The sequence below is a fragment of the Streptomyces sp. V3I8 genome, assembly GCF_030817535.1.
Taxonomy (GTDB): Bacteria; Actinomycetota; Actinomycetes; order Streptomycetales; family Streptomycetaceae; genus Streptomyces.
Window position 1 is genome coordinate 1,016,253 of sequence record NZ_JAUSZL010000002.1, and the last position, 12,191, is coordinate 1,028,443.

The following is a 12,191-nucleotide window of genomic DNA, read 5'->3' on the forward strand; positions in this document are numbered from 1 at the left end:
TACGTGTCAAGGATGTCCCAAGGCCGCTTCGGCCTCTGTACCCACGGGTCCGCGCGGGCGCACACTCCCTTCGTTCGGTGCCGACAGGGCACCATCACACAGGGGGCGTATGCCGATGATCGTCGGCGTCGTGGCGGGGGCAGCTGTCCTCGCGCTCATTTTCGTCGTTGTGGTCTTCAAGCTGATGTGGCGGGTCGCGGAGCCCAACGAAGCACTGATCATCTCCGGTTCGAACCACCGCACCGAAGGCATCGAGGAGGGCATGGGCTTCCGGATCGTCACCGGGCGCGGCACGCTCGTGATGCCGGGTGTCCAGGCGGTGCGCAAACTCTCGCTCGACCTCAACGAGACCGAGCTGTCCGTGGACTGCGTGACCCACCAGGGCATTCCGCTCAAGGTACGGGGCGTGGTCATCTTCAAGGTGGGCGACGACTTCGTGTCGATCGCCAACGCGGGCCGCCGCTTCCTCGACCAGCAGAAGCTGATGTCGGAGCGGGTGCACAACGTGTTCGCCGGTCATCTGCGGTCCATCGTCGGCGGGTTGACCGTCGAGGACATGATCCGCGACCGGGACAAGCTCACCGGCCAGACGCGGGCCGCGTGCGGCACGGAGATGGAGAAGCTGGGACTGATCGTCGACTCCCTGCAGATCCACGAGATCGAGGACCCGACGGGCTACATCAAGAACCTGGCCATGCCGCACGCGGCGGCCGTCCAGCGGGACGCCCGGATCGCGCAGGCCGAGGCCAACCGGCTGGCCACCGAGGCCGAGCAGCAGGCCGCCGGGCGGATGGCGGAGGCGACCCGGGACAGCGAGATCCTGCAGGCCGGGTACCAGGCGGAGCGCGACCACGCCGCGGCGAAGTCGCGGCAGGCGGGGCCGCTCGCCGACGCGGGGGCCCGCCAGGAGGTCGTGGTCCAGGAGACGCGCGTCGCCGAGCTGGAGGCACACCGGCGCGAGCAGCAGCTCCAGGCGGACGTGCGCAAGCCGGCGGACGCGAAGGCGTACGAGAAGCGGACGCTGGCCGAGGCCGAACGCGATGTGCGGATCTCGGCCGCGCAGGCCAAGGCGAAGGAGACGGAGCTGGCGGCCGCCGCCGAGGCGACCCGGGTCAAGACGGCCGCCGGGGCCGAGGCGGAGGCCACGAAGGCGCGTGGTGCCGCCGCCGCGCAGGCCACCCGGGCCACGGGTGAGGCGGAGGCCGCCGCCGCGCAGGCCAAGGGGCTCGCGGCCGCGGAGTCCACGCGGGCGAAGGGGCTCGCCGAGGCGGAGGCCATCGCGGCGCGGGCGGCGGCCCTGGCCGAGAACCAGGAGGCCGTCGTCGCGCAGCAGCTCGCGGAGAACTGGCCGGAGATCGTCAGGGCCGGGGCGGGGGCGTTCGGGAACGTCGAGCACATGGTGCTGCTGAACGGGGCCGAGGGCATGTCGGACATGTTCACCAAGGCACTCACCATGGGCGGCACCGGGCTCGGGCTGGCGCGGCAGTTGCTCGCGTCCATGAACCAGAGCGGGCAGGGCGGCAAGGAGGGGACCTCCCCCGTCAACGGGTTCCCCGCGGGAGGCGCCGCTCCGCAGCGGGTGACCGTGGAGGGGGATTCGTAGCGGCGGCATCAGGGGTACGGGGTACGGGTCCGCCGCCGGGTGCGGGCCGCGGGGGCCGGCCGCGCGGTTCCCCGCGTCCCTGAGAAGCGGCGGTCGCGCGCAGCCCCGCCCCATCCCCTCCCGCACCCCTCCCGGACCAGGGAGGGGTGCGGGAGGGGCGCGGGATACCGTGTGCGCGTGACCGCTTCTGCCGAGCAAGACGTTCCCGGACGCTTCGGGTCCTCCGCCACCACCGAGGCCGATCCCCGGCGGGTCGGTGCCGTGCGGACCGAGTACTCGCCCGCGCACGACGGGGATCCCGACCCCGGCGAGATCGTCTGGACCTGGGTGCCCTACGAGGAGAACGACGGCCGCGGCAAGGACCGGCCGCTGCTCGTGGTCGCCCGGGAGGACACCGGTACGTTCCTCGCCGTGCAGCTGTCCAGCAAGCCGCACGCGGGCGACCGCGCGTGGGTGCCGATCGGCAGCGGGCCGTGGGACCGGTCGGGGCGCGACTCGTGGGTCGGCGTCGACCGGGTGCTGCGGCTGCACGAGCGGGGGATGCGCCGCGAGGCGTGCGCGCTGGACCGGATGCGGTTCAACCTGGTGGTGCACCGGCTCCGGGAGCGCTACGGCTGGCGCTGACCGGCCCCGAACGCCCGCTCGAAGGCGCTCCGCACCACCGCTCCCTGCGTACGGTCGAGGACGCCGAACACGACGTGCTCGAACGAGCCGGCGAACCGGCCGCCGTCGGCGAGCAGCGAGCGGAACGCGCCCGCCACCTGCGCGGGGTCGTTCCGGAAGACCCCGCAGCCCCAGGCGCCGAGCACCAGCCGGCGGTAGCCGTGCGCGGCGGCGGTCTCCAGCACCCGCTCGGCGCGGGAGGCCAGGGCGCGCGGCAGCTCGGGCGCGCGCTCCGGCGCTGTGCGCTTGATCACTCCGGCGTTGGGCGCGGCGGCCGTGAGGAACCCGGCGGTGTACGGCTCGTCGAGGAACGCGCCCCGGTCGTCGCGGAAGACCGGGACGGCCGGTGAGTGGATCACCCGATCGGTGTAGAAGGGGTCGCGGTGCGTCCGGTGGTGGTCGTAGAACTCGCGGACGCCGAGGACGCACGTGTAGAGCGCCGAGGCGCGGCACAGGGCCTCCTCCTGGGCCTGCGCGCCGTTCAGGTATCCCCCGCCGGGGTTGCGCGCCGACGCGAAGTTCAGGACCGCGACCGGGCCGGTCAGTCGGCGCGCCGCTTCCAGGCTGCTCTCGCCCGTGACCTCGAAGGACGTGTCCGCGGGAGCGGGCCGCGACAGGCCCCCGGAGCCCGCGAGGGGCTCCGGACCGTACATCCGCGTGCCTTCCCGCGCGGCGGCCACCGCCGCGGCGACCGGCACCTCGCGTCCGTCGGGCGCGCGGTACGAACCCGCCGCGACGATCTCCTCCGTCCGCCGGGCGATCCCGCGCAGCCGGGCGCTCATGGCGCCACCCCTGTAGGCGCCATGGCCGCGCCCCGCGCGGTCTCTCCCGGCGCTCCCCGCGCCTCCCCCGTCGTGCTCATGAACGCATGGTGAGCGATGCTGGTAGGGCGCCGCAACAGGGTTTCGCGACCCACGAAAGCGCTTATGCGCACCCTTGTGCGAACCGGAAGAAAGGTCTTGGGTGGGACGAGCGACTGTCGGCCCGGCCCATCCTTGCCGGGCCGACGGCATGGATGGAATCTCAGGAGGATCCCGACATGTCCGATTCGGTGAGTGACTGTACGGAGCCCCGCCGCTCCACCGTCACCGAGGCCGAAGTGGAGGCGCTGGTCCGTGGCATCTGCTTCAAGACCGGTCCGCCCCGCTTCCTCGGTGTGGAGCTCGAATGGCTCGTCCACGATCCGCGGTACCCGCGGCTCCCCGTACCACCAGCACGACGTGAAGCGGCCTTCGCCGCACTGCGGGCCCTGCCCCTGAGTTCGGCGCTCACCGTCGAACCGGGCGGCCAGCTGGAGCTCAGCTCCGCACCCGCCGCCTCCCTGATGGAGTGCACAGGGTCCGTCTCCGCCGACCTCGACGCCGTACGCGCGGTCCTGCGCGACGCGGATCTCGCCCTCAGCGGTCTCGGCCAGGATCCGTGGAACGAACCCACCCGCTTCCTCCACGAGCCTCGTTACGACGCCATGGAGATCAGCCTCGACCGCGCGGGCCCCGAGGGCCGCGCCATGATGTGTTCCTCGGCCTCCGTCCAGGTCTGCGTGGACGCCGGGTACGAGGAGCCGGGTCCGCTCGGCCTCGGGCGGCGCTGGTGGCTGGCCCACCATCTGGGCGCCGTCCTGGTGGGCGCGTTCGCCCACTCCCCCATGGCCCGGGGCGAGCTCACGGGCTGGCGCTCCACCCGGCAGTCCCTGTGGGCCGCGATGGACGAGGGCCGCACGACCGCCCCGTCCCTCGACGGCGACCCGCGGGCCGCCTGGGCGCGGCACGTCCTGGACGCGCCGGTGATGTGCGTCCGGGCGCCCAGCGGGCCCTGGGACGTACCGGAGGGCCTGAGTTTCCGCGCGTGGACCCGGTCAGACACACCCCCCGGCCGGGAGGACCTCGACTACCACCAGACGACCCTGTTCCCGCCGGTGCGCCCGCGCGGGCACCTGGAGCTGCGCATGATCGACGCGCAGCCGGGCGACGACGGCTGGATCGTGCCGCTCGCCGTCACGGCGGCGCTGTTCGACGACCCGGAGGCCGCCGAGACGGCCTACCGGACGGTGAAACCGCTCGCGGAACGGGCCGGCCCGTCGCCCGCCCCGCGCAACCCGCTGTGGACGGCCGCGGCCCGCTCCGGTCTCGCCGATCCCGAACTGCGGGAAGTGGCCGCCATCTGTTTCGCGGCGGCCGCCGACGCGCTGCCCCGGCTCGGCGCGAGCCCCGCGGTACGGGCGGCGGTCGCGGAGTTCACCGACCGCTACGTGGCCCGGGGCCGCTGCCCCGCCGACGACCTGCTCGACGGCACGGAACCCCTGCTCCACGGGAAGGACGCCCGCCCATGACCGACCTCGCCACCGGGACCGCGTTCGACGACCCGGAGACGCTCAGAAAGCGTGCGCTGGCGGCACTGCTGACGGCCCGCGAGCGCACCGCCCTGCTGACCTCCTGCGTCGAGGACCACGAGCTGACCGCGCAGCACTCGCCGTTGATGTCCCCGCTGGTGTGGGACCTCGCGCACATCGGCAACCAGGAGGAGCAGTGGCTGCTGCGGGCGGTCGCGGGCCGTGACGCGATGCGGCCCGAGATCGACGGCCTGTACGACGCGTTCGAGCACCCGCGCGCCGAGCGGCCCTCGCTGCCCCTGCTGCCGCCCGCGGAGGCCCGCGGCTACGCCGCCGAGGTGCGCGGCCGGGCCCTCGACGTCCTGGAGAGCACGGCGTTGCGGGGCACACCGCTGACGGAGTCCGGCTTCGTCTTCGGCATGATCGCCCAGCACGAGCAGCAGCACGACGAGACCATGCTGATCACCCACCAGCTCCGCACGGGGCCGGTGGCCCTGACGGCCCCGGACCCGGTGCCCGCGCACGCGTTCACCGGACCGGCCGAAGTGCTGGTGCCCGGCGGCCCGTTCACGATGGGCACGTCCACCGAGCCGTGGGCGCTCGACAACGAACGGCCCGCCCACGCACGCCTGGTACCGCCGTTCTGGATCGACACCACCCCGGTGACGAACGAGGCGTACCAGGCGTTCATCGCGGACGGCGGCTACGGCGACCCGCGCTGGTGGGCGCCGGAGGGCTGGTCCCACATCCGGGCCCACTCCATCGGGGCGCCGCTGTTCTGGCGCCGCGACGGCGGGCAGTGGCTGCGGCGGCGCTTCGGCGTCACCGAGGTCGTCCCGCCGAACGAGCCGGTCCTGCACGTCAGCTGGTACGAGGCCGACGCGTACGCGCGCTGGGCGGGACGGCGCCTGCCCAGCGAGGCCGAGTGGGAGAAGGCCGCCCGGCACGACCCGGAGACCGGCCGCTCGACCCGCTACCCGTGGGGCGACGCCGATCCCACGCCCGAGCACGCCAACCTCGGCCAGCGGCATCTGCGGCCGGCCCCGGCCGGCAGTTACCCGGAGGGCCAGTCGCCGCTCGGCGTACGGCAGTTGATCGGCGACGTGTGGGAGTGGACGTCCAGCGAGCTGCTCCCCTATCCGGGCTTCGGCGCCTTCCCGTACAGGGAGTACTCGGAGGTGTTCTTCGGCTCGGAGCACAAGGTGCTGCGCGGCGGCTCGTTCGCCGTGGACGCGGTGGCCTGCCGGGGCACGTTCCGCAACTGGGACTATCCGGTCCGGCGGCAGATCTTCTCAGGGTTCCGTACCGCCAGGGACGCCAGTGCGGACAGCGCCTGATGTGCCGTCACCTGGCTTACCTGGGTCCCGAGGAGCCGCTGGGGCGGCTCCTCGTGGACCCGGCGCACAGCCTGTACCGCCAGTCCTGGGCGCCCCGGCGCCAGCGGTACGGGACCGTCAACGCCGACGGTTTCGGCGTCGGCTGGTACGCCGAGGGCGATCCGGTGCCCGGGCGCTACCGGCGCACCGGGCCCATCTGGGGCGACCGGTCCTTCGCCGACCTCGCGCGGGTGGTGCGCTCCGGCGCGCTGCTCGCCGCGGTGCGCGACGCGACCCTGGCGGGAGCGGACGGGGAGGCCGCGGCGGCGCCGTTCGCCGCGGGCACCTGGCTGTTCAGCCACAACGGCGCGATCGCCGGCTGGCCGCGCTCACTGGCCCCGCTCGCCCGGACACTGCCCGCCGAGGACCTGCTGTCGATGGAGGCGCGCTGCGACTCGGCGCTCGTGTGGGCGCTGGTCCTGAACCGGCTGCGCGGCGGTGACGAGGAGGGCCAGGCCCTGGCCGACACCGTCCTCGACGTGGCGGCGGCGGCGCCCGGCTCCCGGCTCAACCTCCTGCTCACCAACGGCGAGGTGATCGCCGCCACCGCCTGGGGCGACACGCTCTGGTACCTGACCGAGCCCGGCCGGCGCACCGTCGTCGCGTCCGAGCCCTACGACGACGACCCGCACTGGCAGGAGGTGCCGGACCGCACGTTGCTCGCCGCGAGCCGCACGGACGTCCTGCTCACCCCGCTCAAGGACATCGACGAACACCTGGCGTCCGCGCCCGGCAAGGAGTCCCGTACGTGAGTCCGTTCCTGATCACCCGCACCCTGCCCGAGGACGCCACCGGGGCCGCGCTGCGCGCCGACGTCCTGCACGGGCTGACCCGCACCCCGAAGACGCTCCCGCCCAAGTGGTTCTACGACGCGCTCGGCAGCGAGCTCTTCGAGGAGATCACCGCACTGCCCGAGTACTACCCCACCCGCGCCGAGCGCGAGATCCTGGCCGCCCGCGCTCCGGAGATCGCCGCCGCGACCGGCGCCCGCACCCTGGTCGAGCTGGGCTCCGGCTCGTCCGAGAAGACCCGGCACCTGCTGGACGCCCTGCCCGGCCTGCACACCTATGTGCCGGTGGACGTGAGCGGGAGCGCCCTCACGCAGGCCGGTGAGGCGCTCGCCGCCGAGCGCCCCTCGCTGGACGTGCACGCGCTGATCGCCGACTTCACCGGCGGTCTCACGCTGCCCGTCGCGCCCGGGCCGCGGCTCGTCGCGTTCCTGGGCGGCACGGTCGGCAATCTGCTGCCCGCCGAGCGTGCCGCGTTCCTGGCGTCCGTACGGTCGCTGCTGTCGCCCGGCGACCACCTGCTCCTCGGCACCGACCTGGTGAAGGACGAGTCGGTGCTCGTGGCGGCCTACGACGACGCGGCGGGGGTGACGGCCGCGTTCAACAAGAACGTGCTGCGCGTCGTCAACCGTGAGCTCGGCGCGGACTTCGACCCCGACGGGTTCGACCATGTGGCCCGCTGGAACGCCGCCGAGGAGTGGATCGAGATGCGGCTGCGCGCCCGGTCGGCGCTGACCGTGAAGATCCCGGCGCTCGACATCGCCGTCGAGTTCGCCGAGGGCGAGGAGATGCGCACCGAGGTGTCGGCGAAGTTCCGCGAGGAGCGCGTCCGCGCGGAGCTGGCCGCGACCGGACTCGGCCTCACCCACTGGTGGACGGACGCCGGGGGGAGGTTCGCGCTGTCGCTCAGCACGGCCCGGTGACCCGGGCCGGACCCGAGTCCGCCGGCACCCGGGTTCCCCGGGCCCACATCTCGCGGTCCCCCGCCCCGTGGGGCACCGTGGAACGACCCGTGGCACACGGGCCACGGCGGAGAGGAGCACCCCGCATGTCCGACCACACCTACCGGGTCACCGAGATCGTCGGGACCTCGCACGAGGGCATCGACCAGGCGATCCGCAACGGGATCAGCCGGGCCTCGCAGACCCTGCGCAACCTCGACTGGTTCGAGGTCACGCAGGTCCGCGGGCAGATCGAGAACGGGCAGGTCCAGCACTACCAGGTCGGCCTGAAGGTCGGCTTCCGCCTGGAGGACTCGGACTGACGACCGCCCCGTCCCACCCGGACGTACGGACCGGTGGCCCCGCACCCGGTGCGGGGCCACCGGTACGGCTCAGGTCCGGCCTTCCCGCTCCTGCGCCGCCTTCAGGGCGGCGGACGCGGCGCCCCAGCGGGCCCGTACGACGGTGAACCCGGCCCGCTCGGCGTCGTCGCAGACCAGCTCGTCGTCGTCCACCAGCACCCTGACCTCGCGGTCGCGGGCCAGCGTGCGGAGCTTGTCCAGCTTGGTGCGGCGGGCGGGCCTGCGGTCGTCGTCGCGGCGCATCCGGACCCGGCCACCGGGCAGGCCCCGGTCCGTGATCCAGGCCTCCGTGTCCTTCCTGCAGCGCTCGGGCCGCCCGGTGAGGTAGAGCACCTCGCACTCCCGGGCGTACTCCCGGGCCAGTGCCGCGCCCTCGGCCAGCAGCGGGTCCTGGGGCGCCGCCGCGAAGAAGGCGTCCCAGTCCTTCGGACTGCGCTCCAGGAACCGCTGCCGGTGCGCGGAGTCGGCGAGCGTCCCGTCGAGGTCGAAGACGGCGAGGGGCCTGCTGCTGTTCGTCACGCCCTCCACCCTAGGACGCCCCTTCCCCCTGCCGCTTCGAGGCCCGCAGGCTGGTGAACGTCGTCACCGCGAGCACCAGGACGATGAAGCCGAGCGAGAACGGGATACCGATCTCCGGGACGTGCACCCCCGACTCGTGCAGGGCGTGCAGCACCAGTTTGACGCCGATGAAGCCGAGGATCACCGACAGGCCGTAACTGAGGTGGACGAGCCGTTCGAGCAGGCCGCCGATCAGGAAGTACAGCTGCCGCAGGCCCATGAGCGCGAAGGCGTTCGCGGTGAAGACGATGTACGGCTCCTCGGTCAGGCCGTAGATGGCCGGGATGGAGTCCAGGGCGAACAGGACGTCCGTGGAGCCGATGGCCAGCATGACCACCAGCATCGGGGTCATCACGCGCCGGCCGCCCTGTTCCACCCACAGCTTGGTGCCGTGGTAGCGGTCGGCCACCCCGAAGCGCCGCTCGACGGCCCTGAGCAGTTTGTTCTCCTCGTACTCGTCCTCGCCGTGCCCCTTGCGGGCGTCCTGGACCAGCTTCCACGCGGTCCAGATCAGGAACGCCCCGAAGAGGTAGAAGACCCAGGAGAACGTGGAGATGATCGCGGCGCCGGCGGCGATGAAGACGGTGCGCAGCACCAGCGCCACCAGGACGCCGACCATCAGCACCCGCTGCTGGTACGGGGACGGCACCGAGAACTTCGCCATGATCAGCACGAAGACGAAGAGGTTGTCGACGCTGAGGGACTTCTCCGTGACGTATCCGGCGAAGAACTCGCCCGCCGGACCGCCGCCGGAGACGACCAGCAGGCCGGTGCCGAACGCCACCGCGAGCGCGATCCAGACACCGCTCCAGATGCCCGCCTCCTTGAGGGAGACGTCGTGGGGGGTGCGTCCGACGAGGAAGTCCACGGCGACGAGCACGCAGAGCACGGCGACGGTCAGCGTCCATACGCCGAAGGTGACGTCCACGGTTCCTCCGGAGGCCGGTGTCACGGATGACAGAACAAAACCACTTCCGGCGGGAATCCTGGGGCTCCCGCGCTGTTGAACCCCCTGTGAGCTCAGTGATCGCGTCGACCCGCTTCTCCGTCCTGGACCGCTCCCGCATCCGGGAGGGGCACACGGCGTCCGAGGCGCTGCGCGACACCGTCCGGCTGGCGCGGGACCTGGAGCGGCTCGGCTACCACCGGCTCTGGGTCGCGGAGCACCACGGCGTGCCGGGGGTCGCCGGGTCCGCGCCGACCGTACTGGCCGCCGCGGTCGCCGCCGCGACGCGCACGATCCGGGTCGGCACCGGCGGGGTGATGCTGCCCAACCACCGGCCCCTGGTGGTGGCCGAGCAGTTCGGCGTCCTGGAGTCCCTGTTCCCCGGCCGCATCGACATGGGCCTGGGCCGCTCGGTGGGGTTCACCGACGGCGTCCGCAGGGCGCTGGGCCGGGACAAGGACGTCGCGGACGACTTCGCGGCGCAGCTGGACGAACTGCTCGGCTGGTTCCGCGGCACGTCCCCGACCGGTGTGCACGCCCGCCCCGCCGAGGGCCTGACCGTTCCGCCGTTCGTGCTCGCCATGGGCGAGGGCGCCACGATCGCGGCCCGGGCCGGCCTGCCGATGGTGATCGGCGACCTCAGGAACCGCGAGAAGATGCGGCGCGGCGTCGACCACTACCGCGAGACGTTCCGCCCGTCGGTGTGGGCGCGGGAGCCGTACGTCGTCGTCTCGGGCACGGTCGCGGTCGCGGCCACCTCCGAGGAGGCCCGCCGCCTGCTGCTCCCCGAGGCCTGGTCGATGGCCCACTCACGCACGCACGGCACGTTCCCGCCGCTGCCGCCCGCCGAACGCGTCGGGTCCCTGCCGATGACGGACAGGGAGCGCGGCTTCTACGAGTCGGGCCTCACCGGCCACATCGCGGGCACCGAGGACCAGGTCGCCCACGAGCTGGAGACGGTGCTCGGGGAGACGGCCGCCGACGAGTTCCTGGTCACCACCAGCACGTACGACCGGGAGGCGCTGCTCGACTCGTACCGGCGGCTGGCGCGGGTCGCGGACCTCGGGGCGGCCCGGCCGCCGTACCCGTCGCTTCAGGCCCAATAAGCTTTCCTGAGGCGGGACTTGGCCAGTTTGCCCGTCGCCGTGCGGGGCAGCGCGTCCGTGAAGTCGACGCTGCGGGGCGCCTTGTAGTGGGCGATGCGGGCGCGCACGAAGTCCAGGAGTTCGCGTTCGAGGGCGGGGCCGGGGACCGCGCCGGGGGCCGGCTGGACGACCGCCTTGACCGCCTCGCCCATCTCCGCGTCCGGGACGCCGACGACCGCGACGTCGGCGACCTCCGGGTGCAGGGTGAGGCAGTCCTCGACCTCCTGCGGGTAGATGTTGACACCGCCGGAGATGATCGTGAACGCCCTGCGGTCGGTGAGGAACAGGTAGCCGTCCTCGTCGACGTGCCCGATGTCGCCCGTGGTCGTCCAGTTCGGATGCGCGGGGTGCTGCGCCTCCCGGGTGCGGGCCTCGTCGTTGTGGTAGCGGAAGGGCAGTTCGTCGCGCTCGAAGTACACGGTCCCGGTCTCGCCGACGGGCAGTTCCCCGCCGTCCTCGCCGCAGATCCGCAGCTCGCCGAGGAAGCCGCCGCGGCCCACCGTCCCGGGCTTGCGCAGCCACTCGTCGGGGCCGACGAAGGTGATGCCGTTGGCCTCCGTCGCCGAGTAGTACTCGTACAGGACGGGCCCCCACCAGTCCATCATCCGCCGCTTGACCTCGACGGGGCAGGGCGCGGCGGCGTGGATGGCGACCTTCAGCGACGACACGTCGTACGCCTCGCGCACCTCCTGCGGCAGTTTCAGCATCCGTACGAACATGGTGGGCACCCATTGGCTGTGCGTGACCCGGTGCCGTTCGACCGCCGCCAGTGCCCGGCGCGGGTCGAAGGAGTCCAGGGAGTCCATGAGGACGACCGTGCCGCCCGTCGCGGTCACCACGAAGCCGAAGCGCAGGGGCGCCGCGTGGTAGAGCGGGGCCGGGCAGAGGTAGACGGAGTCCTCACCGAAGCCGTACATGGGTTGGAAGAGCAGTTGGTACATGCTCATCTCCTCGCGGACGTCTCCTTCGGGGAGCGTCGGCGCGATGCCCTTGGGCAGACCGGTGGTGCCGGACGAGTAGAGCATGTCGGCGCCGCGGGGCTGGTGGTCCGGGGGCTCGGGCGAGGCGTCGGCGAGGGCCCGCTCGTACGAGCCGTCGTCGAAGTCCAGGTGCAGCACGGTGTCCGGTGCCAGTTCGCGCACGCCGCGGCCCAGCCCGGCGAGCGGGCCCGAGACGACGAGCGCCTTCGCACCGCAGTCGCGGACGATGTAGGCGGCCTCGTCGGCGGTCAGGTGGTGGTTGACCAGGGTCAGGTAGAGGCCGGAGCGCAGAGCCGCCCAGAGGACCTCCAGGACGCGCGGGTCGTTGTCGGACAGGAGCGCCAGGTGGTCGCCCACGCGCAGTCCGGCGGACCGCAGGTGGTCCGCGAGCCGCAGGGAGCGGTCCTCCAACTGGCCGTAGGTGAGGGCACGGCCGCCGTCCGCGGTGACGACGGCCGTCCTGGCGGGGTCGTACGCTCCGGGGTACATGCGGGGACGGT

12 protein-coding genes are annotated in these 12,191 nt (G+C 73.1%); 8 read left to right on the top strand and 4 right to left on the bottom strand.

Annotation, left to right across the window (positions count from 1 at the left end):
• Window positions 1–109 precede the first annotated feature (109 nt).
• Window positions 110–1,603: a flotillin family protein gene (locus QFZ75_RS04760; RefSeq protein ID WP_307534086.1), complete on the top strand. Its 1,494-nt coding sequence runs from the start codon at window positions 110–112 to the stop codon at window positions 1,601–1,603.
• Between the two features lie 177 nt (window positions 1,604–1,780).
• Window positions 1,781–2,227, top strand: coding sequence for a type II toxin-antitoxin system PemK/MazF family toxin (locus QFZ75_RS04765; RefSeq protein WP_307534088.1), 447 nt, complete (start codon window positions 1,781–1,783; stop codon window positions 2,225–2,227).
• Here QFZ75_RS04765 and QFZ75_RS04770 read toward each other — a convergent pair.
• Complete coding sequence (locus QFZ75_RS04770) at window positions 2,212–3,048, bottom strand: TIGR02452 family protein (protein WP_307534090.1); 837 nt, start codon at window positions 3,046–3,048, stop codon at window positions 2,212–2,214. The genes QFZ75_RS04765 and QFZ75_RS04770 overlap by 16 nt on opposite strands.
• Before the next feature lie 257 nt (window positions 3,049–3,305).
• Here QFZ75_RS04770 and egtA point away from each other — a divergent pair, with 257 nt between their 5' ends.
• The 5 genes from egtA to QFZ75_RS04795 all read left to right on the top strand — a co-directional run bounded on the left by egtA (window position 3,306) and on the right by QFZ75_RS04795 (window position 8,023).
• Window positions 3,306–4,595 carry an ergothioneine biosynthesis glutamate--cysteine ligase EgtA gene (gene egtA, locus QFZ75_RS04775; protein ID WP_307534091.1) on the top strand — a complete coding sequence of 430 codons (1,290 nt, stop codon included), beginning with the start codon at window positions 3,306–3,308 and terminating at the stop codon, window positions 4,593–4,595.
• A complete protein-coding gene (egtB, locus tag QFZ75_RS04780) occupies window positions 4,592–5,932 on the top strand; it encodes an ergothioneine biosynthesis protein EgtB (RefSeq protein WP_307534093.1) in 1,341 nt (446 codons plus the stop codon). The genes egtA and egtB overlap by 4 nt, the downstream gene beginning before the upstream one ends.
• Window positions 5,932–6,723 carry an ergothioneine biosynthesis protein EgtC gene (gene egtC / locus QFZ75_RS04785; RefSeq protein ID WP_307534095.1) on the top strand — a complete coding sequence of 264 codons (792 nt, stop codon included), beginning with the start codon at window positions 5,932–5,934 and terminating at the stop codon, window positions 6,721–6,723. The genes egtB and egtC overlap by 1 nt, the downstream gene beginning before the upstream one ends.
• On the top strand, window positions 6,720–7,682 hold the full coding sequence (gene egtD / locus QFZ75_RS04790) for an L-histidine N(alpha)-methyltransferase (protein ID WP_307534097.1): 963 nt from the start codon (window positions 6,720–6,722) through the stop codon (window positions 7,680–7,682). The genes egtC and egtD overlap by 4 nt, the downstream gene beginning before the upstream one ends.
• 125 nt (window positions 7,683–7,807) lie before the next feature.
• On the top strand, window positions 7,808–8,023 hold the full coding sequence (locus tag QFZ75_RS04795; RefSeq protein WP_307534098.1) for a dodecin: 216 nt from the start codon (window positions 7,808–7,810) through the stop codon (window positions 8,021–8,023).
• 69 nt (window positions 8,024–8,092) lie between these two features.
• Here the strand turns inward: QFZ75_RS04795 and QFZ75_RS04800 are convergent, their stop codons facing one another.
• Window positions 8,093–8,581, bottom strand: coding sequence for a haloacid dehalogenase-like hydrolase (locus tag QFZ75_RS04800; RefSeq protein WP_307534100.1), 489 nt, complete (start codon window positions 8,579–8,581; stop codon window positions 8,093–8,095).
• Window positions 8,582–8,591: 10 nt separating this feature from the next.
• Complete coding sequence (locus QFZ75_RS04805) at window positions 8,592–9,548, bottom strand: TerC family protein (RefSeq protein ID WP_307534102.1); 957 nt, start codon at window positions 9,546–9,548, stop codon at window positions 8,592–8,594.
• Window positions 9,549–9,634: 86 nt separating this feature from the next.
• On the opposite strand from QFZ75_RS04805, the gene QFZ75_RS04810 reads away from it, so the two are divergent.
• Window positions 9,635–10,672 (top strand): LLM class flavin-dependent oxidoreductase, encoded by a 1,038-nt coding sequence (locus QFZ75_RS04810; protein ID WP_307534103.1) that lies wholly within the window; start codon window positions 9,635–9,637, stop codon window positions 10,670–10,672.
• On the opposite strand, the gene QFZ75_RS04815 is transcribed toward QFZ75_RS04810, so the two are convergent.
• A complete protein-coding gene (locus tag QFZ75_RS04815; RefSeq protein WP_307534104.1) occupies window positions 10,660–12,180 on the bottom strand; it encodes an acyl-CoA synthetase in 1,521 nt (506 codons plus the stop codon). The genes QFZ75_RS04810 and QFZ75_RS04815 overlap by 13 nt on opposite strands.
• Window positions 12,181–12,191: the final 11 nt, after the last annotated feature.